Source organism: Oscillibacter hominis (assembly GCF_014334055.1).
In the GTDB taxonomy this organism is placed as follows: domain Bacteria; phylum Bacillota; class Clostridia; order Oscillospirales; family Oscillospiraceae; genus Oscillibacter; species Oscillibacter hominis.
Window position 1 is genome coordinate 868,593 of sequence record NZ_CP060490.1, and the last position, 24,696, is coordinate 893,288.

Annotated in this window: 22 protein-coding genes; 11 read left to right on the plus strand and 11 right to left on the minus strand. The window is 59.6% G+C overall.

Features of this window, described 5'->3' with window-relative positions; translation table 11 throughout:
* The first annotated feature begins 36 nt into the window (after positions 1 to 36).
* The 3 genes from H8790_RS04350 (at position 37) to H8790_RS04360 (ending at position 4,593) form a co-directional block, all read left to right on the plus strand.
* The gene (locus tag H8790_RS04350; RefSeq protein WP_187333708.1) at positions 37 to 1,821 is read left to right on the plus strand and encodes an ABC-F family ATP-binding cassette domain-containing protein; all 1,785 of its coding nucleotides are present in this window, start codon (positions 37 to 39) and stop codon (positions 1,819 to 1,821) included.
* Complete coding sequence (locus H8790_RS04355) at positions 1,821 to 3,182, plus strand: glycosyltransferase (protein WP_187333709.1); 1,362 nt, start codon at positions 1,821 to 1,823, stop codon at positions 3,180 to 3,182. The genes H8790_RS04350 and H8790_RS04355 overlap by 1 nt, the downstream gene beginning before the upstream one ends.
* Before the next feature lie 259 nt (positions 3,183 to 3,441).
* On the plus strand, positions 3,442 to 4,593 hold the full coding sequence (locus tag H8790_RS04360; protein WP_187333710.1) for a GGDEF domain-containing protein: 1,152 nt from the start codon (positions 3,442 to 3,444) through the stop codon (positions 4,591 to 4,593).
* Between the two features lie 33 nt (positions 4,594 to 4,626).
* Here the strand turns inward: H8790_RS04360 and H8790_RS04365 are convergent, their stop codons facing one another.
* Positions 4,627 to 5,166 (minus strand): O-acetyl-ADP-ribose deacetylase, encoded by a 540-nt coding sequence (locus tag H8790_RS04365; protein WP_187333711.1) that lies wholly within the window; start codon positions 5,164 to 5,166, stop codon positions 4,627 to 4,629.
* Positions 5,167 to 5,398: 232 nt separating this feature from the next.
* Between H8790_RS04365 and H8790_RS04370 the strand changes: the two genes are divergently transcribed.
* Positions 5,399 to 6,079, plus strand: coding sequence for a cysteine hydrolase family protein (locus H8790_RS04370; protein WP_187333712.1), 681 nt, complete (start codon positions 5,399 to 5,401; stop codon positions 6,077 to 6,079).
* Positions 6,080 to 6,119: 40 nt separating this feature from the next.
* Here H8790_RS04370 and H8790_RS04375 read toward each other — a convergent pair whose 3' ends face one another.
* Positions 6,120 to 7,478 (minus strand): 8-oxoguanine deaminase, encoded by a 1,359-nt coding sequence (locus tag H8790_RS04375; protein ID WP_187333713.1) that lies wholly within the window; start codon positions 7,476 to 7,478, stop codon positions 6,120 to 6,122.
* 371 nt (positions 7,479 to 7,849) lie between these two features.
* On the opposite strand from H8790_RS04375, the gene sdaAB reads away from it, so the two are divergent.
* Positions 7,850 to 8,518: an L-serine ammonia-lyase, iron-sulfur-dependent subunit beta gene (sdaAB, locus tag H8790_RS04380; protein WP_404821704.1), complete on the plus strand. Its 669-nt coding sequence runs from the start codon at positions 7,850 to 7,852 to the stop codon at positions 8,516 to 8,518.
* Between the two features lies 1 nt (position 8,519).
* Positions 8,520 to 9,395, plus strand: coding sequence for an L-serine ammonia-lyase, iron-sulfur-dependent, subunit alpha (gene sdaAA, locus H8790_RS04385; protein ID WP_187333714.1), 876 nt, complete (start codon positions 8,520 to 8,522; stop codon positions 9,393 to 9,395).
* Between the two features lie 73 nt (positions 9,396 to 9,468).
* On the opposite strand, the gene H8790_RS04390 is transcribed toward sdaAA, so the two are convergent.
* The 8 genes from H8790_RS04390 to H8790_RS04425 form a co-directional block, all read right to left on the minus strand.
* Positions 9,469 to 10,137, minus strand: a complete 669-nt coding sequence (locus H8790_RS04390; RefSeq protein ID WP_187333715.1) for a phosphatase PAP2 family protein — start codon at positions 10,135 to 10,137, stop codon at positions 9,469 to 9,471.
* A gap of 142 nt (positions 10,138 to 10,279) precedes the next feature.
* The gene (locus H8790_RS04395; protein ID WP_187333716.1) at positions 10,280 to 11,272 is read right to left on the minus strand and encodes an ABC transporter permease; all 993 of its coding nucleotides are present in this window, start codon (positions 11,270 to 11,272) and stop codon (positions 10,280 to 10,282) included.
* A 3-nt stretch (positions 11,273 to 11,275) separates the two neighbouring features.
* Positions 11,276 to 12,364 (minus strand): ABC transporter permease, encoded by a 1,089-nt coding sequence (locus H8790_RS04400; protein WP_404821705.1) that lies wholly within the window; start codon positions 12,362 to 12,364, stop codon positions 11,276 to 11,278.
* Complete coding sequence (locus H8790_RS04405) at positions 12,357 to 13,886, minus strand: ABC transporter ATP-binding protein (protein WP_243208592.1); 1,530 nt, start codon at positions 13,884 to 13,886, stop codon at positions 12,357 to 12,359. Before H8790_RS04405 ends, H8790_RS04400 begins: the two co-directional genes overlap by 8 nt.
* Positions 13,887 to 14,121: 235 nt before the next feature.
* Positions 14,122 to 15,366, minus strand: a complete 1,245-nt coding sequence (locus tag H8790_RS04410; RefSeq protein WP_187333719.1) for a BMP family ABC transporter substrate-binding protein — start codon at positions 15,364 to 15,366, stop codon at positions 14,122 to 14,124.
* Between the two features lie 251 nt (positions 15,367 to 15,617).
* Complete coding sequence (gene arcC / locus H8790_RS04415; protein WP_187333720.1) at positions 15,618 to 16,559, minus strand: carbamate kinase; 942 nt, start codon at positions 16,557 to 16,559, stop codon at positions 15,618 to 15,620.
* Between the two features lie 93 nt (positions 16,560 to 16,652).
* A complete protein-coding gene (gene ygeW / locus H8790_RS04420; protein WP_187333721.1) occupies positions 16,653 to 17,846 on the minus strand; it encodes a knotted carbamoyltransferase YgeW in 1,194 nt (397 codons plus the stop codon).
* 70 nt (positions 17,847 to 17,916) lie between these two features.
* Positions 17,917 to 19,293, minus strand: a complete 1,377-nt coding sequence (locus H8790_RS04425; protein WP_187333722.1) for a YgeY family selenium metabolism-linked hydrolase — start codon at positions 19,291 to 19,293, stop codon at positions 17,917 to 17,919.
* 329 nt (positions 19,294 to 19,622) lie between these two features.
* Between H8790_RS04425 and H8790_RS04430 the strand changes: the two genes are divergently transcribed.
* From H8790_RS04430 to H8790_RS04450, 5 genes are all read left to right on the plus strand, one after another.
* Entirely contained in the window at positions 19,623 to 20,270 is a 648-nt protein-coding gene (locus H8790_RS04430; RefSeq protein ID WP_243208593.1) for a helix-turn-helix transcriptional regulator, read from the plus strand.
* A complete protein-coding gene (locus tag H8790_RS04435; RefSeq protein WP_187333723.1) occupies positions 20,263 to 21,738 on the plus strand; it encodes a pyridoxal-5-phosphate-dependent protein subunit beta in 1,476 nt (491 codons plus the stop codon). The genes H8790_RS04430 and H8790_RS04435 overlap by 8 nt, the downstream gene beginning before the upstream one ends.
* 64 nt (positions 21,739 to 21,802) lie before the next feature.
* The gene (locus H8790_RS04440) at positions 21,803 to 22,354 is read left to right on the plus strand and encodes a hypothetical protein (protein ID WP_187333724.1); all 552 of its coding nucleotides are present in this window, start codon (positions 21,803 to 21,805) and stop codon (positions 22,352 to 22,354) included.
* 15 nt (positions 22,355 to 22,369) lie between these two features.
* A complete protein-coding gene (locus H8790_RS04445) occupies positions 22,370 to 23,608 on the plus strand; it encodes a threonine synthase (RefSeq protein WP_187334229.1) in 1,239 nt (412 codons plus the stop codon).
* 13 nt (positions 23,609 to 23,621) lie between these two features.
* The gene (locus tag H8790_RS04450; protein WP_187333725.1) at positions 23,622 to 24,080 is read left to right on the plus strand and encodes a pyridoxamine 5'-phosphate oxidase family protein; all 459 of its coding nucleotides are present in this window, start codon (positions 23,622 to 23,624) and stop codon (positions 24,078 to 24,080) included.
* Between the two features lie 40 nt (positions 24,081 to 24,120).
* On the opposite strand, the gene H8790_RS04455 is transcribed toward H8790_RS04450, so the two are convergent.
* On the minus strand, positions 24,121 to 24,330 hold the full coding sequence (locus H8790_RS04455; RefSeq protein ID WP_187333726.1) for a helix-turn-helix domain-containing protein: 210 nt from the start codon (positions 24,328 to 24,330) through the stop codon (positions 24,121 to 24,123).
* Between the last annotated feature and the right edge of the window lie 366 nt (positions 24,331 to 24,696).

The following is a 24,696-nucleotide window of genomic DNA, read 5'->3' on the forward strand; positions in this document are numbered from 1 at the left end:
CTACTTTGGTTAAATCAAAAAAGGAGCGTATTCCATATGCTGCTCTCTGCGGAACATCTCTCCATCAACTTTGGTAGCCGTCAGCTGTTAGAAGATGTGAGTTTATTTTTGAATGAAGGGGACAAGGTGGGGATCATCGGCATCAACGGGACAGGGAAGTCCACGCTGCTGCGGCTTCTGGCCGGCGATTTGACACCGGACAGCGGCACCATCTCCCGCAATCCCAACGTGCAGGTGGGGTATCTGCCCCAAAACCCCGTTATGGACGATGAGGCCACCGTTTTGGAGCAGGTGTTTTTGCACATGCCGGACTCGTTTCGCGCCCTCAATGAATATGAGGCCAAGGCCATGCTGAATCGGCTCGGCATCGGGGATTTCGGCCAGCGGGTGGGCACCCTCTCCGGCGGACAGCGCAAGCGGGTGGCCCTGGCCGCCGTGCTGCTTCACCCGGCGGATGTGCTGGTGCTGGATGAGCCCACCAACCACCTGGACAGCGAAATGGTGGCTTGGCTGGAGCAGCGGCTGGCCCGCTTCTCCGGGGCGCTCATTATGGTGACCCATGACCGCTACTTTTTGGAGCGGGTGGCCAACCATATCACCGAAGTCTCCCGCGGAAAACTATATCACTATGAGGCAAACTACTCCAAGTATCTGGAGCTGAAGGAACAGCGTCAGGAGATGGAGCGCTCCAGCGAGCGCAAGCGCCAATCCATCCTGCGCACCGAGCGGGAGTGGATCATGCGGGGCTGCCGGGCCAGGTCCACCAAGAGCAAGGACCGGATCCAGCGCTACGAGGAGCTGAGAGACCGCTCTGCGCCGGAGGCGGACAGCTCCGTGCAGATGGCGTCGGCCTCCGCCCGGCTGGGCCGGAAGATCATTGAGCTGTCCCACGTCTCCAAGGCCTTCGACGGACGGACGGTGATCCGGGACTTCTCCTATGGCGTGGGACGGGAGGACCGTATCGGCATCGTGGGGCGCAACGGCGTGGGGAAGTCCACGCTGCTGCGGCTCATCGCCGGCGATCTGGAGCCGGATTCCGGCGCAGTGGAGCGTGGGGCCACGGTGAAAATCGGCTACTTTTCCCAGGAGGGAAGGGAGCTGGATTTAAACCAGAGGGTCTATGACTTCATCCATGAGATCGCCGAGGAGGTCAAAACGGAGGAGGGTACCTTTTCCGCCTCCCAGATGATGGAGCGGTTTTTATTCCCGGCAGACCTGCAGTCCGTGGCCATCGGACAGCTCTCCGGCGGCGAGCGGCGGAGGCTGTACCTGCTGTCCATCCTCATGTCCTCGCCCAATGTGCTGCTCTTTGACGAGCCCACCAATGATTTGGATGTGACCACGCTGGCCATTTTGGAGGATTACCTGGACGGTTTTTCCGGCCCGGTGCTGGCCGTGTCCCATGACCGGTATTTCCTGGACCGCATTGCCACCTCCATGTTTGAGATCCGCCCGGAGGGAGAGCTGCGCCGCTACAGCGGCAACTACTCTGACTACGTGGAAAAGCGGGTGGAGGAGGACGCGGCGAAGGAGCGGCCGGAGCGCGCGGAGGCGCCAAGGGAGCGCCGCCGCAAGCTGAAGTTCTCCTATCAGGAGCAGCGGGAGTACGAGACAATCGAGGCGCGTATTGCCGACTTGGAGGAGCAGCTGCGCGTATGCGCCGGAGAGATGGAACTCTGCGGCAGCGACTATGTGCGGCTTCAGGAGCTTCAAAGCCGCCAGGAGGAGCTGAGCGGGCTTCTGGATCAGGTGATGGAGCGCTGGATGTACCTCAGCGATCTTGCCGAGAGGATCGAAGCGCAGCAGGAAAGGAGCTTTTGATGGAACATAAGAGAACGATCTGCCTGATGAATGATTCATTCCCGCCGCTGATCGACGGCGTGGCCAATACAGTGGTGAACTACGCCACCTATATCCAGAAAAACCACGGCAATGCCATCGTTGCCACCCCATACAATCCGGAGGCCAGGGATGACTTTCCGTTCCCGGTGCTGCGCTACCGCAGCTTTGACACCACCCGCCTCGTGGGCTACCGGGCCGGTTACCCCTTTTCCGTGGAGGCCATGCGGCAGCTGAAGGAGGCGGACATCAGCCTGATCCACAGCCACTGCCCCTTTGTCTCCACCTTCCTTGCAAGGACGCTTCGGGCGGCCATCGACGTGCCTGTGGTCTTCACCTATCACACCAAGTTCGACGTGGACATCGCCAAGATCGTGGGCGACCACCCGTCCCTCCAGGAGAAGATCGCTAAGGTGGTGGTGATGAATGTCCAGGCCTGCAACGAGGTCTGGGTGGTCAGCCATGGCGCCGGGGAAAACCTGCGCAGCCTGGGCTACGAGGGGGACTACGTGGTCATGGAAAACGGCGTGGAGTTTCCCCGGGGGCGGATTGATGAGGAGACGGTCGGCTCCGTCACCGCCCAATATGACCTGCCGCCCCAGGTTCCGGTATTTTTGTTTGTGGGCCGCATGATGTGGTACAAGGGCCTTCGGATCATCGTGGACGCCCTGGCCCGGCTGCGTACGGCGGGGCAGGAGTTCCGCATGGTGTTCATTGGCGACGGCAAGGACCGCCAGGAGGTGGAGGAGTATGTCCAGGCGGTAGGGCTTGGGAACCGGTGCATCTTCACCGGCGCCATCCGGGACCGGGAGACGCTGCGCGCCTGGTACTGCCGGGCGGACCTGTTCCTGTTCCCCTCCACCTATGACACCAACGGGATTGTGGTGCGGGAGGCCGCCTCCTGCGGTCTGGGCAGCGTCCTGGTGGGCGGAAGCTGCGCTGCGGAGGGCGTGAGCGACGGGCGCAACGGGCTGCTGATCCAGGAAAACCCCGAGTCCATGTCCGCCATGCTGCTGCGGGCCTGCGACCACCCCGAGTCCATGGCGCGGATCGGTGAAAACGCTATGAACGACCTCTATCTTTCCTGGGAGGACAGCGTGGCCCGGGCGGCGGAGCGGTACGAGGTGGTGTTGGAGCGCTACCGCCGGGGTGAGCTGGAGCAGGACCCCAGCGTGTTTGAGGGGTTTTTGAAGGCCGCCGGAGAACTGATGACCGCTGTGGAGAAGGCGCGGGACTTCCGGGCGGACCCGGTGGGAGAGCTGAAGGAGCTGCGGGGCCGCCGGCGGGAAACCATGGGCCGGATGGTGGAGAGCTTCTGGCAGTATCTGGACCGATATTTATAAGAGAGAACAAGAGAGGGCTGGTGAGGCTCTCTCTTTTTCGTGCGGCAATTGTCGGAGGGGGAAAAGAGGCCTGGGGATTCGGAGGCAAACATCCTTGCCAGAGCGTATACTGTAGCGTAAAGGGGATTGACGCAGGTTACAGAAGCTGGGGAAAAAGGTTGTTTTTGCCATTCTTTGTAAAAATCCAAAAAAATACATGACAAGCACAAAAAATCTGCTATACTATCCTAAACAAATGTGAGATTGACAGGAGAAGCCTATGCCGCAGAACGATCAGGAAACCACGAATGTGGAGATTATCCAGGCGGAGTACCGCCGGATCAACCGGAAGTGGATGGGGCTGCATTTCAAAGCGCTGTTTGGTCTGGCCCTATTCACCTTTGTAATGGAAATCGCCATGTTCTTTGTGATGGGCCAGGCAGGCCTGATCAGCACGTCAAATGACATTTACATGTGGAAATACATCCTGATCCCTTCGGGGGTGAATTTCCTGTGCGTGCTGGTCAGCTTTTTGGCCAAGCGGTGCACCAAGTGCTCCGACACGGTAAAAATCTATGTGGTATCCCTCTGCTTTGCCTTGGCGGGATTCAGCGTATACAATGCCCACAGCCTCTTTGACGCGCTTTTCATCGTGTTCACAATCCCCATGCTGATGACCACCGCCTATGGCAATCTGACCCTCACCACCCTGGTGGCCACCTGTTCGGTGATTGCAAAGGCGGTGTCCGACCTCTGGCTCTGCTGGGACCCGGCTCGGGTCAGCGTCACCGCCACGGCCACGGAGTATACCGACTTTGCCATGTCCATGGTGCTGCTGCTGGTGTTTTACGCGGCCTGCGTCATTGTGATCCACATTGAAAAAGAGAAGAACGACGTCAGCATCCAAAAGGAGCTGGAGCGGCAGCGGCTGAGCAGGGAGATGCTGATCGACGGCCTGACCCGGATTCAAAACCGGCACGGCCTGCGCCGGGCGTTTGACGAGATGCTGAAGGACTGCGACAGTGTGCCGTATCAGCTGGCCATGCTGGACCTGGACAATTTCAAGCAGGTCAACGACACCTATGGACATCAAAAGGGAGACCGGTGCCTCCAGGTTTTCGGCGGAGTGCTGCGGGAGGCCTGCGGCGACAGCGCCAAGCCCTTCCGGTTTGGAGGCGATGAGTTCTGCATCCTCTTCCGGGGACAGGAGATGGGTTCGGCGGTGGAGACCTGCCGCCGGATTCAGAAACAGTATACCGCGGCGCTGGAAGCGGAGGGAGAGAAGCTGCCTTTTCACACCGCAAGCTTTGGCCTTGCGGCCTATCGGGCAGGGATGACGCCCACCCAGTTGATCCGGGAGTCGGACGCCGCGCTCTATGAGGCGAAGCGGGAGAAAGATCAGATCAAGGTGTTTCAGGCGTTGGAGCAGTGATGAAAAAAGGAGGGGGATCCCCCTCCTTTTTATTTATGAGAGCCGCTGGCTTTTGTCGGAGGCATACCACATGTTGTAGGTCTGCTGGTAGACGCGCAGGGCGTCCTCGCTGTGACAAACCATCCGCACCCGCTCCGGCATGGAATGGCTGGAAAGGAAGTCCATGATGGTCCGCAGCGCCACCGTGGCGGCCTGGGCCATGGGATAGCCGAAAATCCCGGTGCTGATGGAGGGGAAGTCCACGCTGCGGCAGCCGTATTGCCGGGCCAGCTCCAGGCAGGAGCGGTAACATGAGGAGAGCTGCTCTGCCTCGCCGCAGCCGCCGCCCCGCCACACTGGGCCCGGCGTGTGAATGACGTATCTGGCCTTCAGCCGATAGCCCTTTGTGAGCTTGGCCTGTCCTGTTTCACATCCGTGGAGGGTCCGGCACTCCGCCAGGAGCTCTGGTCCCGCGGCCCGGTGGATAGCGCCGTCCACGCCGCCCCCGCCCAACAGGCTGGTGTTTGCCGCGTTGACGATGGCGTCGGCATCCGATAAGGTGATGTCTCCCATAATAAGTTCTAATTTTCCCATACAGCTGTCCTTTCTGTTGCTTTTCCTCAGTATAGTCAGCTTCGCGGGAAAAAACAAGCTTTTCACCGGAGCCGGGATGCAGTATAATAACTGTACATGGCTATTTTTTGCCTTTACCGCGGCGGCACCTGCGCGGCAAGATGCCAAAGCGGCTGAGCGCCCGGCAGGAAGCGGCCGCAGGGATGGGCAGCCAGAACGCCCGCCTGCCCAAAGATCAGAGGAGTGTGAGACTATGCGTGTCAACGACAGACACCTTTCCTTTTACTATGAGATGGACGATGACATTGAGGCTGTCCACATCGACCGGCCAAGGACGGCCCTGCTAATCATCGACATGCAGTACAGCCAGATCAGCCGGCCCCAGGGAAGAAGCGAAGCGGAGCAAGTGCGCTGGGAGCCGTTTTACCGGAAGATCGAGGAAGTGGTGCTGCCCAATAACCAGACGATTTTGAAGGCCTTCCGCCGCCTGGGGATGAACGTCTGCTTTGCCAAGGTGGTGACCCGGAAGAGGGATGGCAGCGACCGGTCGCTGAATCAGAAGGGCACCGGGTTCAACGCCTCCTATACGGTGGATGGAGACCCCAGGGGAGAGATCGTTGCAGAACTGGCACCCATAGCGGACGAGATTGTGGTGCGCAAGGGCACGGAGAGCGCCCTCACAGGCACAAATCTGCGGCTGCTGCTCCATAACATGGGCATTGACACGGTGGTGGTGACCGGCGTGCTGACGGACCAGTGCGTGTCCAGCACCGTGCGGAGCTTGGCGGACGAGAGCTTTCAGGTCTGGCTGGTGGAGGATGCCTGCATGGCCGCCACAGAGGCCATCCACAACCATGAGCTGGAGATCCTCAACAACCTCTACTGCCATGTCATCAATACGGAGGAGCTGTTGGAGGCGCTTTCAAATTCATAAAAAGAAGGCCGCGGGATATCCCGCGGCCTTCTTTTTTCAATCACTGCTTTGCAAGGTACCGGTCACAGGCCTGGCTGGCCTGGCGGGACAAAAGCCCCTCATCCACCCGGCTCAGGCGGCCCTGTTCCACCACCAGGTTGCCGTTCACCACGGTGTAGTCCACCGGGCCCCGCAGCCCCACGGTGGCCAGCACGGATTTGGGATCGTACAGGCCGCCCACCAGCTCCATGCGGCGGCGGTCCACCAGGAACAGGTCGGCGCACTTTCCGACTTCCAGGGAGCCAATGTCCGACCGGCCCAGCAGGGAGGCGCTGCCCCGGGTGGCCAGTTTCAGCACATCGTAGCCGGAGGGGGCATCGGCGCTGGAGGTGAGCCGGTGCAGCAGGTAGCACACCCGAAGCTCCTCCATCAGAGAAGAACCGTCGTTGGAGGCGGAGCCATCCACCGCCAGCCCCACCTTCACGCCAAGGCGCAGCATTTCGCTCACCCGGGCCACGCCGGAGGAGAGCTTCATATTGGAGATGGGGCAGTGGGCCACGCCCGTGCCGGTCTCGGCCAGCAGCCGCAGCTCTTCGTCATTGAAGTGGATGCCGTGGGCATACCATACGTCGCTGCCGGTCCAGCCTAAGGAGGCCATGTAGGCCAGGGGGCGCATGCCGAATTTTTCCAGGGTAAAGCGCTCTTCATCCTTTGTTTCCGCCAGGTGGGTGTGGAGCCTAACCCCGTATTGGCGGGCCAATATGGCGCTTTGTCGCAGCAGCTCCCCACTGACGGAGAAGGGGGAGCAGGGGGCCAGGGCAATGCATCGCATGGAGCCGAAGGAAGCGTCGTGATAGCGCTCGATGAGCCGGGCAGAGTCGGCCATGATTTCATCCACCGTCTGTACCACGCTGTCCGGCGGCAGTCCGCCGTCCTTTTTGGAAAGGTCCATGCTGCCCCGGGAGGCGTACATGCGGATGCCCAGCTCCTCTGCCGCGGCAAACTGAGCGCCCAACAGGTCGCCGGCGCCATGGGGGAAGACATAGTGATGGTCAAAACAGGTGGTGCACCCGTGCTTCAGAAGTTCCCCCATGCCGCTCAGGGAGGACAGTCGGACCACTTCCTCGTCCAGGCCCTTCCAGATTTCGTAGAGCGTAGTGAGCCAGTCGAAGAGCTCCATGTTCTGCACCTGTGGCAGGTTCCGGGAGAAGACCTGGTACAGGTGGTGGTGGGTGTTGACCAAGCCTGGATAGCAGACCATCTGGCTGCCATCCAGGACCCGGTCGGCATCGCAGGCAAGGCCTGGGCCCAGGCGGCGGATGACGCCGTCTTCGCAGTAGAGGTCCGTGTTGGAGAGCACGGAATCGCTGTCGTCGCAGGTGACAATTGTGTGCAGGTTGCGGATAAGAAGAGAGGACATGTCGGCACCCCTTTCTAAGTTCAGTTTCTGGCGCACTTGGCATAGTCTGGTGTATTCGGCGGCTGAAGTCCAAGGCATGGCCCAAGTCGGGCCATATGCTGTAAACGTTATTTTCATTATACCATAGACCGGGACGTTTCACAACGGCGGCGATGCCTTTGCGCGTGAAAGGGGCAGGCCTCCATATACCATGGCTTACGAAAATGTTACTGGCAAACCCATATAATCGCTTTTTTGAAAGAGCGGTCTCAATCCATTGCTTCTTCCGCTTGCACTGGGCGGTAGGGTATGATACAATAACCGCAAATCGGCTGTTCAGCCGCCCTTGATCCTGCAACAAATTCGATCAGAAAAAGAAGAGGCAAACGATTATGCTGGATATATTTGAAATTTTGGGGCCGGTGATGGTTGGACCCTCCAGCTCCCACACCGCCGGGGCGGTGCGCATCGGCAATATGGCCCGCACCCTTTTGGGCGAGCCTCCTGTGACAGCGCACATTGGGCTCCACGGCTCCTTTGCAGAGACCGGCAAGGGCCACGGCACCGACAAAGCGCTCATCGCCGGCCTTTTGGGGATGAAGCCCGACGATATGGACATTCCGGTAAGCTTCCAAATCGCTCAGGCACAGGGACTTTCCTTTGATTTCCGGGAGGTCCAGCTGCGGGATGCCCACCCCAACAGCGTGGTGATGGAGCTGGTGGGGAATGCGGGGCACACCCTGAAGATGCAGGCGTCCTCCACCGGTGGCGGGAGGATTATGGTAAACCAGTTGGATAACATCCCTGTGGAGTTCACCGGCGACTACCACACGCTGGTGATCCACAACCAGGACGACTGCGGCTACATAGCGGAGGTGACCACGGAGCTGTCCAAGATGCAGGTCAACATTGCCAACATGCGCCTTTGCCGCCACGAGCGGGGCGGGGAGGCCATCATGGTCATAGAGACGGACCAGCAGGTGCCGCCGGTGGCGATCCAGCTGTTGGGAGAGCTGGAAGGCATCAATAAAATCACCTATTATGAGAGAGAGGACACATAATATGGCACTGGACTCAATGACGGAGATCCTGGAGGCGGTGGAGAGGACCGGAAAGCCCTTCTGGGAGGTCGTTTTGGATACAGACGTGGAGGAGCGGCAGGTCAGCCGGGAGGACTCCATAGAAAAGATGCGCTTCACCTGGCGGAGCATGGTGGCGGCCTCCGACGCCTATACCGGTACCCGGCGCAGCGTCAGCGGCTTGGTGGGGGGCGACGGCGCCAAGATGCGCCAGTTCATCCAGTCCGGACAGGTCATCGGCGGACATCTGTTGGGCGAGATCATCGCCGAGGCGCTGGCCATGGGCGAGTCCAACGCCTGCATGCGCAAGATTGTGGCCGCGCCCACCGCGGGGGCCTGCGGCGTGCTGCCGGCAGTGCTGATCCCGCTGTACCGGTGGGAGCTGGCCGCGGAGCGCAAGATATTGGAAGCGCTCTATGTGGCCAGCGGCATCGGCGCGGTGATTGCCTACCGGGCCTGCATTTCGGGCGCGGCAGGCGGGTGCCAGGCGGAGATCGGAACCGCTTCGGCCATGGCGGCAGGCGCATTGGTCGCCCTGCGGGGCGGCGGCGCAGAGATGATTGCCAACGCCACGGCCATGGCGCTGAAGAATCTCATGGGATTGATCTGCGACCCGGTGGCGGGGCTGGTGGAGGTTCCCTGCGTCAAGCGGAATGTGATCGGTGCCATGAACGCCGTCAGCAGCGCGGACATGGCGCTGGCGGGGATTGAGAGCCGCGTACCCGTGGACCAGGTCATCGACGCCATGGGGGATGTGAGCCGTCATATGCCTGTGGAGTTCCGGGAGACAGCCCTGGGCGGCTTGGCGGTGACGGAATTTGGGCTGAAGGCCAAGGAGAACCTAAAAAAACAGCATTAGAAAACGGGCCTCCGCCAACTGGCGGAGGCCCGTTTTAGTAGTATATCCGGCGGCTCAGCAACGCCCATGACAGCTATTCCGCCTGCATTTTTTTCATTTTTTGCGGCAGCGGCTGGGGCACCCGGCCATAGACGATGAAATGCAGCGGGATGCAAAGTGCCACGCCGGCGAACACATCTAAGATGGAGTGCTGCTTGATGAACACCGTGCTGATGGCGATGAGGAAGCAGAGGACCACGGTCAGGGCCTTCAGCCAGTTTTTCTTCTGAAGCATTTGGGAGTGAAAAACGCCCGCCGCAACGGCGATGGCGCCCACCACATGGGCGCTGGGGAAGACATTGGTGTTTGTGTCCGCCGCGTACAGCCCGGCGATCAGCTGCGTGAAGAAGTTCTCCCGAGGGAAGACCTCCGGCCGCAAATTCTGCCCATTGGGGAAGAGGACCCAGATGACCTCGCAGAGAAAAAAGCCGGCGAACAGGAACTTCATGTAGCGCTTGAAATTCTCGGGCTCCTTCAGCAGGAGATAGACGCCGATGAGGATCATGGCAGGGTACCACAGGTCGTAGAACAGGACAAACCCCTCCAGAAAAGGGATGTGGTCGTCTAAGGGCAGATAGGAGACCCAGTAGTTTTTGGTAATCAGCGCCTCAGCGATGAAGTAGATCGCCAGATAGACAGGGAAGAGCAGGCAGTATTTGACGTGAGGATAGGTATGATAGAACTCATTTAGTTTTCTCATCATCTGATGTACCTCCGTTTGTTTCCCAAAGAAACAAAATGCATCATAACACATTATTTACAAAAAATAAACGGAAGCGCACAAAACTGCATAAAAAGTTTACAAATAGCGCACACAGGCGCGATTGCCTGTGTGCGCTTTGCTGTTACCGCTCTTCCCGGAAATAGCTCAGGCCCAGACTGGCCGGAGGCTGGTTTTCCCGCTTGTTGCGCAGGGAGACGATGATCAGCACGACCAGCGTCACCACATAGGGGATCATCTTGTAGAGCTCCTTCACCGACAGGTCCAGTCCCGAGGGGATGTAGAGGTAGAGGATATAGAAGCCGCCGAACAGGATGGAGGCCAGGATGCTGACGTTGGGCCGCCAGATGGTGAAGATCACCAGGGCGATGGCCAGCCAGCCTCGGTCGCCGAAGGCGTTGTTGGACCAGACGCCGCAGGCGTAGTCCATGACATAGTAGAGGCCGCCCAGACCAGCCACCATGCTGCCGATGCAGGTGGCCAGATACTTGTAGCGGGTGACGTTGATTCCGGCGGCGTCGGCGGTGGCGGGACTCTCGCCCACTGCCCGGAGCTGGAGGCCCACCCGGGTGCGCTTGAGCACAAAGGAGGACACGATGGCAATGATCACAGCCAGATAGGCCAAAAAGCCATAGGAGAGAAACACTTGGCCGAACCAGCCCAGATCGTCCGCAAAAGGAAGGGCCTTGCTGAAATAGGAGCTGGTGGCGGAAAGGGCGATGGAGGGCACCTCACTGCCGGTGAGCTTGATGAGGGAGCCGCCGAAGAAGTTGCCCACGCCCACGCCGAAGGAGGTCAGAGCCAGGCCGGTGACGTTCTGGTTGGCCCGGAGGGTGATGGTCAGCACGCTGTATACAAGGCCCATGAGCAGCGAACCCAGCAGGGAGCAGACCATGGGGATGCCCACCGCCAACAGGGCGTTCATCTGCGCTGCGGGAACGGCCTGCTCATAGAAGAAGGCGCCGATGACGCCGCAGATGCCGCCTACGTACATAACACCGGGGATGCCCAGGTTCAGGTTGCCGGACTTCTCCGTCAGGATTTCACCGGTGCTGCCATAGAGCAGGGGGATGCCCTGCATCACGGCCCTGGGGATAAAAGATACCAGATCAAACATCGCTTACGCCTCCTTCTCGGCGGATTTCCGCAGGTTGATCTTATAGGTGATGAAGAACTCGCTGCCGATGATAAAGAAGAGAATGATGCCGGTGAGGATATCGGCAAAGGAGTGGTTCAGGCTGAAGGTGCTGGAAATCTCGCTGGCGCCCCGGCTGAGGAAGACCAGGAGCAAACTGGTAAAGACCATGATGATGGGGTTGAACTTGGCCATCCAGGATACCATGACGGCGGTAAAGCCCTGCCCGCCCACGATGGTGGTGGTGAGGGTGTGGTTGATACCGCCCACCAGCAGCAGGCCGATCAGGCCGCAGATGGCGCCGGAGAGCACCATGGTGCGGATGATGACACGGTCCACCTTGATGCCGGCGTAGCTGGCGGTGCGCTGGCTTTCGCCCACCACGGCAATCTCATAGCCGTGCTTGCTGTAGTTGAGGTAGATGTAGATGACACCAGTGAGGATGGCCACCAGCACGATGCTCAGGAGATACTGGTTACCGATCTCGGGCAGCCAGCCCACCTCTGTGCCCTGGTTGATGATACCGATCTTGCCGGCGCCTTTGGGAACCTCCCAGACGATGATATAGTAAGCCGCCAACTGGGTGGCGATGTAGTTCATCATCAGGGTGAACAGCGTTTCATTGGTGTTCCACTTGGCCTTGAAAAAGGCGGGCAGAAAGCCCCACAGGGCGCCCGCGGCAATGCTGGCAATGACCATGCAGAGGATCACCAGTGCGTTGGGGAGTTTGTCTGACAGGCAGATCATGCATGCGGTGGTGGCGAGGCCGCCGATGAGGACCTGTCCCTCGGCGCCGATGTTCCAAAAGTGCATCTTGAATGCCGGCGTCACGGCCAGGGCGATACCCAGCAATATGGCCAGGTCCTGGGCTGTGACCCAGGTGCGCCGGGCCGTGCCGAAGGCTCCGTAAAAGATGGTGGTATAGATACTGATGGGGTTTTCTCCGGTCATCAGCATGGTGACAATGGCACAGACGACCAGCGCCAGCAAGATGGCGGCGCCCCGGATAGCCCAAGCCTGATATCGGGGAATGTCCGTGCGCTTGGAGATGTAAAACCGCTTCTGCTTATTCATCTGTACCGCCTCCTCCCACATGTGTCATGAGAGTGCCCACCTGAAGCTTGTCGGTGGTGCGGGCATCCACGATGCCGCTGACCTGGCCGCCGCAGAGCACCAAAATCCGGTCGCACAGCTCCAGCAGCACATCCAGATCCTCGCCCACATAGATCACAGCCACACCCTTTGTCTTCTCTTCCGTAAGCAGGTTGTAAATGGTATAGGACGTGTTGATGTCCAGGCCCCGGACGGCGTAGGCCGTCATCAAAACGGCGGGATCCTGGGCGATCTCACGGCCCACCAGTACCTTCTGCACATTACCGCCGGACATCCGCCGCACCGGGAAGGAGGTGCTGGGGGTGACGACATCCAGTTCCTTCCAAATTTGGTTGGCCAGATTCTCTGAAGCCTTGCGGTTGAGGAAGGCTCCCTTGCTCTTATTCCAGGAGCGCAGCATCATGTTTCCGGTCATGCCCATGGAGCCCACCAGTCCCATGCCCAGCCGGTCCTCCGGCACAAAGGCCATGGACACGCCGCACTTGCGGATGGCCATGGGGTCCAGCCCCACCAGCTGCCGGCTCTCGGGTTCTTCGGCGCCGTCTTCTGTGGGGGGATAGAAGCGGATGCTGCCCTCAGAGATGGGGTAGAGGCCGGAAATGGCCTCCAGCAGCTCCCGCTGGCCGGAGCCGGAGATGCCTGCGATGCCGAGAATCTCACCGCTCAAAGCGGTGAAGCTCACATTGTTCAGGCGCTTGACGCCCAGGGGGTCATAGACTGTCAGTCCCTCCACCACCAGACGCTTGTGGGGGTCCACCGGCTGGGGGCGGTTGATGTTCAGCGTCACGGACCGCCCAACCATCGTGTCCGTCAGGGACTGGCTGCTGGCGTCCTTGGTGGCTACGTCGCACACGTATTCGCCCTTGCGCAGCACTGCCACCCGGTCGGAGACTGCCAGGACCTCGTGGAGCTTGTGGGTGATGATGATCAGGGACTTGCCGTCGTCACGCATATTGCGCATAACGGCAAAGAGCTTTTCCGTTTCCTGGGGGGTCAGAACCGCGGTGGGTTCGTCCAGAATCAGGATTTCGGCACCCCGGTAAAGGACTTTCACGATTTCCACCGTCTGCTTTTGGGAAACGGACATCTCGTAAATTTTCTGATTCAGATCGATCTCAAAGCCATACTTATCGCAGATTTCCTCGATTTTCCGGCTGGCCTTTTTCAAGTCCAGCCTGCCGGTGTCCTTCAGGCCCAGTACGATGTTTTCCGCTGCGGTGAAAACGTCCACCAGCTTGAAGTGCTGGTGGATCATGCCGATGCCCAAATCGAAAGCGTCTTTGGGAGAGGCGATGGTCACCGGCTGGTCATTGACATAGATTTGCCCTTCGTCGGCGTAGTAGATGCCGGAGAGCATGTTCATCAGCGTAGTCTTGCCGCTGCCGTTCTCTCCCAGAAGAGAGAGGATCTCCCCCTTGTGCAGCTCAAGATTGATGTCGTGGTTGGCCACGACACTGCCAAAGCGTTTCGTGATGTGTTCCATCCTAATGGCGTTTTTAACAGTTTCCAAGGCTGTCATCCTTTCTCTGCGGAAGTGCCGGGAAGTCCGGCTTCCTGGTGTGGGCATCACTTAGAGGTAATCTATTTTAGCATATCTGGAAGATGAAGTAAATCTCATTTCCACATCCGCAGGCAGAGTTTGGAAAGCCCCTGTCTGGAGCTTTGGCCAGACAGGGGCTTGGCATCGATCTTAACTGAAAGAGCCGATGCAGGAAGGCTTAATAAGCCTCGTCCAAGAGGGTGATGCCGTCGATCCGCAGGTCGAAATAAGGCGCGGAGCGATACTCAGACTCATGGAAATACCCATCGGCAATGACCTCGGTGTCGGGGGTATAATCGGCGTCGGTATCCACGTCCGCCATGTAGCTGGTAAGGGCCTCTCCGTTTACGGTGAAGGTGGAGGTGTCGAACACATGCAGCGTGCCGTCCTCCAGCTGGGCTTTGGCCGTCTCGACCGCCTCAGCGGTGCCCTCAGCCACCACATCGGCGTTCAGGTCGGTGAGGACCACGGAGCCGGTGGAAAGGGTGCCGGTCCAATCGGCGTCGATGCTGGTGCCGTTCATCACAGCGGAGATGGCATACTCATAGTAGGGAGTCCAGTCGATGCGGGAGGAAACCAGATAGGTGTTGGGGCAGGCGCTGATGGTGGAGCCGTTGTAGGAGACATCGGGTACGCCGGCCAGTTCGCAGGCAGTGGGGGCGCCCATGGAGTCGGCGTGCTGGCTGATGAGCTTGCAGCCGTTGTTGATGAGCTTCTGTGCGCCTTCCTTCTCGGCGGTCTCGTCATACCAGGAACCGGTGAAGGTCACTTCCATAGTGGCGGTGGGGCAGACGGAGCGTGCGCCCAGGAAGAAGGAGGTGTAGCCGGAGACCACCTCAGCATAGGTGAAAGCGCCCACATAGCCGATCTTGGCCTGATCGGCGGTGATGGTGCCGTCCGCGATCATCTCGTTAAGCTTCAAACCGGCCACGATACCAGCCAGATAGCGGCCCTCATAGATGGAGGCGAAGGCATTGTGGTAGTTCTCCAGGCCCTCGGTGTGGGCCTTGGTGCCGGTAGAGTGGCAGAACATCACATCGGGGAAATCCTTGGCGGCCTGGATCATAAAATCCTCATGGCCGAAGCTGTCGGCAAAGATGATGTTGCAGCCGTCGTCAGCCAGATCGGCAGCGGTATCATAGCATTCCTGGCCTTCGGGGACATTGGTCTTGAGGACGTAATCCGTGATGCCAAGATTCTCGCAGGCAGCCTTGGCAGCGTTGATGAAGTTCAGATCATAGGTGGAGTTTTCGTCGTGCAGGAAGATGAAGCCCACCTTCACATTGGCGGCGCCGGCTCCCTCAGAGGAGCTTCCTCCACTCCCTGCGCCGGAGCCTCCTCCGCTGGAACTGCCACCGCCGCCACAGGCGGCCAGACTCAGAACCATAACCAATGCGAGAAGGGTTGCAAGAAACTTCTTCATTCTAAATTCCTCCTTATTCATATGCAGCTGATGTATTACCTGTCTGCTACGACCATCATACAGGATGGAGGGCGGAAATTCAACATTAATTTTGTAAGATATGGAAAAAGCCGCACATTATCCAAAGATTTCTTGCCCCAATTTAAACAAATTTTCCAGGTATCACAAAATTTACAGGGGAAAAATAAAAGGGATTAGCGGCACTTATAATGCGGAAATCCCCGGCGGAATTTTTCCGCCGGGGATCGGGCTTATTGATGGACTGCGGTGCCTGTTTTCCCGGAAATACCGTCCTTTGCTTTTTCCAACAGGGTGATGAGCGCGGTGCGCCCGGGCTTGGACTCGGCGAACTTGAGGGCGGCCTCCACCTTGGGGAGCATGGAGCCGGGGGCAAACTGGCCCTGGGCGATATACTCCCGGGCCTTGTCCGGGGTCAGGTCGCTGAGCCACTGCTGGTCGGGCTTGTTGAAGTTAATGGCCACCTTCTCCACTGCGGTGAGGACGATCAGCATGTCGGCATTGAGGTGCTCCGCCATCAGCTCCGAGGCAAAGTCCTTGTCGATTACGGCGGCAGCGCCCTTGAGATGGTGGTGATGCTCGGTGACAACGGGGATTCCGCCGCCGCCGCAGGCGATGACCACGTGGCCGGAGCCCACCAGGGCGCTGATGGTGGACAGCTCCACAATGGCCTGGGGCTTGGGCGAGGCCACCACCCGGCGATAGCCGCGGCCGGAGTCCTCCACCATCTTGTATCCGTGCTCCTTCTCCATCTTTTCCGCTTCCTCACGGGTCAAAAAGGCACCGATGGGCTTGGTGGGATTCTGGAAGGCAGGGTCGTCCTGATCCACCACCACCTGGGTCAGCACCGTGGCCACGCCCTTGTCGATGCCGCGGTCCAGCAGCTCTTCCTTCAGGGCGTTTTGCAGGTCATAGCCGATATAGCCCTGGCTCATGGCCACGCAGACGGACAGGGGGAAGGGGATATACTTTTCAGGCTCGGCACGGGTCAGCAGGCCCATTGCCTCCTGAATCATGCCCACCTGAGGCCCGTTGCCGTGGGCGATGACCACCTCGTGGCCCTCCTCGATCAAATCGGCGATGGCCTTGGACGTCTTGCGGACAGCGACCATCTGTTCCGGCAGGTTGCTGCCCAGGGCGTTGCCGCCTAAAGCGATGACGATACGTTTACCCATGTGAATCTTACCTCTTTTTCCTATCAGTGATGATATGTGAGGAAAATTATGCGGGAGAGCATCCCTCCCGCATAATGAAACAGGATATGTACCTTAAAACTCCTTGCGCTTTTCGCCCCGCCGGTCCAGCTCCATCAGCGCCGCGGCGGGATCCTTCACCTTGGACAGGAAGATCATGGCCGCGATGATGTAGGGCTTGTAGGAGGCCTGCTTATAGAGGGGCACCAGGTAGCGGTCAAAGACGGAGCTGTCCACCTCGCCCTCTTCACAGCTCAGCCCGGAGATGTCGGCGGGCAGGCAGTGGAGGTAGAGGGCCTTGCCGTCACGGGTCAGCTTCATCATGTCCTCGGTGCAGGCCCAGTCCTTGTGCTGGGCGTTCTGGGCCAGCAGCTCCTGCTCCAGCTGGTCGATGCCGGCCTGGTCGCCGGCGGCATAGAGCTGGGTCCGCTGTTCCATGGCGGCAAAGGGCGCCCAGGACTTGGGGTAGACGATGTCCGCGTCCCGGAAGGCCTCCTGCATGGAGCTGGTCTTGGAGAAGCTGCCGCCGGTGGCAGCGGCGTTCTTTTTGGCGATCTCCTCAATCTCCGGCATGACCTCGTAGCCCTCGGGATGGGCCAGGACCACGTCCATGCCGAAGCGGGTGAACAAGCCGATAACGCCCTGGGGCACGCTGAGGGGCTTGCCGTAACTGGGGGAATAGGCCCAGGTCATGGCGACCTTTTTACCCTTGAGGTTTTCCACGCCGCCGAAGTGGTGGATCACGTGGAGCATGTCGGCCATGCACTGGGTGGGGTGGTCCACGTCGCACTGGAGGTTCACCAGGGTGGGGCGCTGCTCCAGGATACCGTCCCGGTAGCCCTCTTCCACCGCATCCACAAAGGTCTTCTGGTACTTGTGGCCCTCGCCGATGAACATGTCGTCCCGGATGCCGATGACGTCGGCCATGAAGGAGACCATGTTGGCGGTTTCGCGGACGGTCTCGCCATGGGCGATCTGGGATTTCTTCTCGTCCAGGTCCTGGACCTCCAGGCCCAGCAGGTTGCAGGCGGAGGCAAAGGAGAACCGGGTGCGGGTGGAGTTGTCCCGGAAGATGGAAATGCCGAGGCCGGAGTCAAACACGCGGGTGGAGAGGTTGCGCTCCCGCAGGTCCCGCAGGGCGTCGGCCACGGTGAAGACGGCCTCCAGCTCCTCATCGGTCTTATCCCAGGTCCAGTAGAAGTCGTTTTTGTACATGTTGTTGATATGCAGCTTTTCCAGGTGCTTTGCCAATTCAACAGTTTTGCTCATATCGTGTTCTCCTTCAATAGTATGTCAGATTTGATCCGGATTATCGAAAAGCGCAGATTGCAAATTTTGGTTATTTGATGTCGTTGCCGGTCTTGCCGCCCCGGTATTCGCACACATCCTCGTCGCCCTTGCCCTTGTAGAGGCCGGGAACGGCGGCATAGATGGCGGCGCAGGCCACCAGGTCCTCTTTCCAGGTGATCTCATTGGGGGCGTGGGCCTGGGATTCGGCGCCGGGGCCAAAGCCCACGCAGGGGATGCCGTAGCGGCCCTGGATGGACACTCCGTTGGTGGAGAAGGTCCATTTGTCGATCAGGGGAGCCCGGCGCTTTTGCGCCGCCTCGGGCGTGGACGGGGAACCCACCCGCTTGTCGCCGTAAAGGGCCCTGTGGGCGTCCACCAGCGCCTGGACGTGGGGGGCGGTCTCCTTGTTGATCCAGGTGGGGAAGTAGCACTCCGTCTCATAGATCAGGCCGGTCCAGGCGGGACGGTCGTACATGTACATGCTGACCTTTACATCATCCTTGTACTTTTTGCAGGCAGGCAGATTGCGGATTTCCTCCAAACAGGAGTCCCAGGTCTCGCCGGCGGTCATGCGCCGGTCGATGGAGATGGCGCAGCTGTCCGCCACGGCGCAGCGAGAGGGGGAGGTGTAGAAGATCTGGGACACGGTGCAGGTGCCCCGGCCCAGGAAGCGGGCGTCCTCATAGTGCTCGGGGTTGTACTTGGGGTTGAGCATCTTCACCAGGCCCTTGATCTCCGTATCGTCGGAATCGTCGTTTTCATTGAGGGAACGGACGTCGGCGATGATGTCCGCCATCTTGTAGATGGCGTTGTCGCCCCGCTCAGGCGCGGAGCCGTGGCAGCTGACGCCGTGGACGTCCACACGGATCTCCATGCGGCCCCGGTGGCCGCGGTAGATGCCGCCGTCGGTGGGCTCGGTGGAGATCACGAACTCCGGCGTCACCTTGTCCTCGTTGTGTATGTACTGCCAGCAGAGGCCGTCGCAGTCCTCCTCCTGAACGGTTCCGGTGACCAGCACGGTTACGTCCTCAGGGATGAGGCCCAGGTCCTTCATGATCTTGGCACCATAGACCGAGGAGACGATGCCGCCCTCCTGGTCGCTGCCGCCGCGGCCGCCGATCTCCGTCTCCGTCTCATAGCCTTCATAGGGGTCGAAGGTCCAGTTTTCCCGGTTGCCGATGCCCACCGTGTCGATGTGGGCGTCGTAGGCGATGACCTTGGGGCCCTTGCCCATCCAGCCCAGTACGTTGCCCTCGCCGTCGATCTCCACTTTGTCGAAACCGACCTTCTCCATCTCGGCGGCGATGCGCCGGATGACGCCTTCCTCGCCGCAGCTTTCACTGGGGATGGCAATCAGGTCCCTCAGGAATCTGGTCATGTCCGCCTCATACCCCTTGGCGGCCGCTTGAATCGCCTCAAAGTTCATATCCATTCCCTCCGTCTGTCTTATTGATCTTACCGGCAGTGATTCTTTTTTACTATTTCTATCATAGCATAAGAATGCAATATGTCAAACAAAAAATGAGCAAACCTAAAAGATTTTTAGAAAAATACGTTGATTTCTTGCAAAAGTATGCTATGATATAGAAATAGTGTGTTACACTATTTTCTGCGGCAGATTGCCGGAGGCCCAAGGCGGACCGCCGGCGGCATGCCGCCATGGCATATTTTATCGCGGCGCGGTAAGATATGTTGCAGAGCAATGGGCGGCGCCGTCTGCTGACGGCCACCGCTTTTAAATGAGGGGTGATATCACTGGAAGCGGGAAAACTGGAACTGCTCAAGCAGGTGGCAAAGGGGATTGCCAGACAGTTCGGCAGCAACTGCGAGGTGGTGGTCCACGACCTGAGCCGCCACCCGGACCACTCCATTGTTGCCATTGAAAACGGACACGTCACCGGCAGAGAGGTGGGCGGCGGGGCCTCCCATGTGGTGCTGGAGCAGATGAAGGAGGCCGACGCCCAGCCGGAGGACCACCTTTGCTACCTGACGCGCACCCCGGACGGGAAGATACTCAAATCCTCCACCGTGTACATCCGCAACAACCGGGGCCGGGTCTCCGCCATCTTGTCCATCAACTATGACATCTCCGCTTTGAGCATGGTGGAGCAGGCGGTCCACGACCTGGTCTCCACCGGGGAGCCGGAGCAGGCGGAGCCGGAGAAGATCGTCAACGTCAATGAGCTGCTGGACGATCTGATCGCCCAGTCCGTAGCGCTGGTGGGCAAGCCCGTAGCACTGATGAACAAGGATGATAAGGTCAGGGCCATTCGTTTTCTCAGCGACAGCGGCGCATTTCTGGTAACCAAGTCCGGCGACAAGGTCGCCAAATACTTCGGCATCTCGAAATACACACTCTATTCTTATATTGATTCAAAACAGGAGGGCAAACGTCATGATTGATCTGAGCATCAACAAGCAGGGTCTGGAGCACAACATCGAAAAGGCCAAAGAGAGCAATGTCATCATCCCCACCATCGCCCAGATGGAGCACCCGGAGACCATTCCGGAGAAGATTCAGGAAAAGCTGAAAACCGTGGGCCTGTGGGACGTGAACCCCTTGAACCTCTTCCGCATTACCTGGAAAAACGAGGCGAAGGAGAGCGGCGGCTTGTTCCAGGCTGTGCCCAATTACGTGGAGCTGCCCTCCGAGCTGACCGGCGTGAAGTGCCGCATCATCGCCATGGCGGGCAAGTGGTTCCCCACCGGCTGCCATAAGGTGGGCGCCTCCTTCGGCTGCCTGGCCCCCCGCCTGGTGACCGGCCAGTTTGACGCTACATACCACCACGCCGTGTGGCCCTCCACCGGCAACTACTGCCGCGGCGGCGCCTTTAACTCCAAGCTGCTGGCCTGCGACAGCGTGGCCATCCTGCCCGCTGAGATGAGCAAGGAGCGCTTTGAGTGGCTCTCCAAGATCGCCGGCCAGGTCATCGCCACCCCGGGCTGCGAGTCCAACGTGAAGGAGATATTCGACAAGACCTGGGAGCTGAAGAAGGACCCCACCATGATGATCTTCAACCAGTTTGAGGAGATGGGCAACCCCCTGTGGCACTACAACGTCACCGGCAACGCCCTGGCCGACCTCTATGAGGCCGTCAAGCGGCCGGGCGACCGCTTTGCCGGCGCCTGCTTCACCTCCGGCTCCGCCGGCACCATGAGCGCCGGAGACCTGCTGAAGGAGAAGTACCCCAATTTGAAGCTGGCGGTGGGCGAGGCGCTCCAGTGCCCCACCATCCTGGAAAACGGCTTCGGCGGACACCGCATCGAAGGCATCGGCGACAAGCACATCCCCTGGATTCACAACGTGAAGAACACCGACATGGCCATCGCCATTGACGACGAGGACTCCCAGCGGCTGCTGCGCCTGTTCAACACCGCCGAGGGCCAGAAGTACCTGAAAGAGGAGCTGAAGCTCAGCGATGAGCTGATCGAGAAGCTGACGTGGCTTGGCATCTCCGGCATTGCCAACGTGCTCTGCTGCATCAAGATGGCCAAATACTATGAGCTGACCGAGCATGACGTGGTGGGCACGGTCCTCACCGACTCCGCGGCGATGTACCAGTCCCGCGTGGAGGAGCTGGACGAGATGCACGGCGCCTACGACGTCCATGAGGCGGCTCTGGACCACAATCTCCATATGCTGGGGCTGAAGACCGACAATCTGATGGAGCTGACCTACACCGACCGCAAGCGCATCCACAACCTGAAGTACTACACCTGGGTGGAGCAGCAGGCCAGGGACGTGAAGGACCTCAATGCCCTGTGGTACGACACCGAGAACACATGGGACGCCGTTCACAAGCAGGCCAAGGACCTGGATGAGCTGATCAACGAGTTCAACGAGGCCACCGGCCTTCTGAAGGCGCTGTAAAAGACGCGAAGCCCAAATGGGCGGGCTGATCAGCCCGCCCATTTCTTGAAAGGAGCGAGGCGGAATGTACAGACGGATTGCGGCATTGCTGATGGCGGCTGCTCTTTGCGCCGTGGCGGCGGCCTGCGGCCCGGCCCGGCAGGGAAACGAAAGCAGCCAGGAGCCAAGCCAGCAGGAACCGGTCAAGCCGGATGCCAGCCAGCCGGGGCAGACGGACGATCTGCTGGAGCTGGAGTGTCTGGGCGGACTTCGGTACGGCCAGACGGAGGACGAGGTGGAGGAGCTGCTGGGCGAGCCCGCCGACCGCGCGGAACCGGAGTACTGGGAATCGGACGGGCTCACGCACACCCAATGGTCCTACGAAGGAGCGGAGCTCTCCTTTGCGGAGGGCTTGCTGGAGCGGGCGTCCGTGACCGCCCCCTTTGCGGGGGAGACCCAGGCCGGGATCGCCGTGGGCGATGGCGCGGAGGAGGTCCGGGAGGCCTATGGCGGCTGGATCGACGAGGAAGCATCCACGGAGGAGCGGATCGTCGCCGGGGACGTATACGGCGGGCTGATCTTCACCCTGGAGGGCGGTTCGGTGGTCCGGATCACCCTGGGAGTGACGGCTGAGTGATGGGAGGAACTGATGATGAAACATGTAAAGTATGGGAAGTGTGTCCGGTGCGGCAGGACCTATGAGGCCGTGCCCGGGCTGACCACCTGCGAGTGCGGCGGTATTTTGGATATCGTCTACGACTATGACTACATCAGGCAAACGCTGACCAAAGAAAAGCTGAAGGAGCGGGAGCATACCATGTGGCGCTACCGGGAGCTGCTGCCCATCGAGGAGGACACGGCGCCCACGCCGCTGCGGGTGGGCTGGAGCCCGCTCTATGAAGAGCCCCGCCTGGCAGAGCAGCTGGGTCTTGGGAGGCTGTGGGTCAAGGACGACGGGCAGAACCCCACCGCCTCTTTGAAGGACCGGGCCAGCGCCATGGCCGTGGCCAAGGCCGCCGAGGCGGGGGCCAGGGTGATCGCCTGCTCCTCCACCGGCAACGCGGCCTCCTCTCTTGCGGGCAACGCGGCCGCCGCCGGGCTGAAGACCTACATCTTCGTGCCCAGTCGCGCGCCCAAGGGCAAGGTGGCCCAGCTGATGACCTTCGGCGCCACCGTGGTCTCCGTCCAGGGCAGCTATGAGGATACGTTCGAGCTGTCCAAGGCCGCCATCGACCGCTGGGGCTGGTACAACCGCAATGCCGCCATCAACCCGTACCTGTCCGAGGGCAAAAAGACCGTGTCGCTGGAGATCATGGAGCAGCTATGCTGGCAGGTGCCGGACTACATCGCCCTCTCCGTGGGCGACGGGTGCACCATCGCCGGCGTGTGGAAGGGTTTGAAGGATTTGTACGCCATCGGCTTCATCGACAAGCTGCCCCGGCTGATCTCCGTCCAGGCGGAGGGCTGCTGCCCGCTGAACCGGGCCATTGCCACGGGCGAACCCTGGCGCCCCATGGAGGAGAATACCCTGGCGGACTCCATTGCCGTGGGCGTGCCCCGCAACGCCGACAAGGCGTTGATGGCCATTCGGGAGTCGGGCGGCCTGGTGGTCAATGTCTCAGACCAGGAGATCATGGCGGCCCAGAAGCTGCTGGGCGCCGCCTGCGGCGTGTTCGGCGAGCCGGCGGGCGTCACCGGAACGGCGGGCGTGAAGAAGCTCTGTGAGCAGGGCGTTTTAGGAAGAGGCGACTCGGTGGTCAGCATCGTCACCGGCAACGGGCTGAAGGATGTGGCCAACGCCATCAAGGCCTGCGGAGAGCCCATCTCCATCCCCGGGGACATGGAGCTGCTGCTGCGCGCCTTTGCAGACCGGGGCATCGTGGTGGAGTAAAGGAGGGCCGGCCATGCGGAGAAAAGACAGGGAAGTGACGGATGAGAAGAAGATCGCAGAGGTGATTGAACGCTGCCACTGCTGCCGTTTGGGCTTTTGCGACAAAGGAGAAGTGTATATCCTGCCGCTGAGCTTCGGCTATGAGAAGGGGGCCTTCTACTTCCACGGGGCAAGGGAAGGCCGGAAAATCGACTTGATCGCGGATTCCCCCATGGTTGGATTCGAGCTGGACACGGACTACGAGCTCCACGAGGCGGAGACCGCCTGCAAGCACTCCGCCCGTTTTTCAAGTGTCATCGGCACGGGCCGCGTCTCCTTTGTGGAGGGCGCGGCGGAGAAGGAGGCGGCGCTCCGGTCCATCATGCGCCACAGCACGGGCAAAGGTGAGTGGGCCTTCACGGAGGCCATGGTGGATGCGGTCCGCGTGTTCCGCCTGGACGTGGAGAAACTCTCCTGCAAGGAGCACCTGTAAGATTAAAAACGCAAATGAGCATCCGGCCGCGGCCGGATGCTCATTCTTTTTCGTCAGGGGTAAATTGAATGATGTCTGATACGTCACATTGGAGAATATTGCAGAGATCATTTAACGTATTTAAAGTGATACTGCGGTTTTTGCGGAGAGCATCCAGTGTTCCGGTGCTGACCCCATATTCCTTAATCAATGCATACTGACTGATTTTCTTTCTCTTCATTGTTTCCCACAACGGGTCAAACGTCAACATGTCCACACCTTCTTTTTTGTTAGCATAACTTGATTAGTGTGGATTGAATATTGCCGAATATTAGGCTATAATGAAAGAGAGAATATTGAACTTACTGGTTTTAAAGGGAGGAGCGGCAATGCGGATGTTTCCCCAACAGGTGCCTCAACCAAATTATGAGCAGCTCTGCCGAGTATTGTTTGTCGCTTTGCATGCAGCCCGGCTTCACCTGTCCCAAGGACGGAAAGATCAGGCTGAGGCTGTATTGGATCAAGCAATGGAGCGCTGCCGGGAGCTGGCTACTGGTCGAGAGCTGCCTACCCACATCTATATAAAAAGAGACAATTAGGACAACCCCTTTTCCTTGCCAAGAAGCCGCCAAGTGTT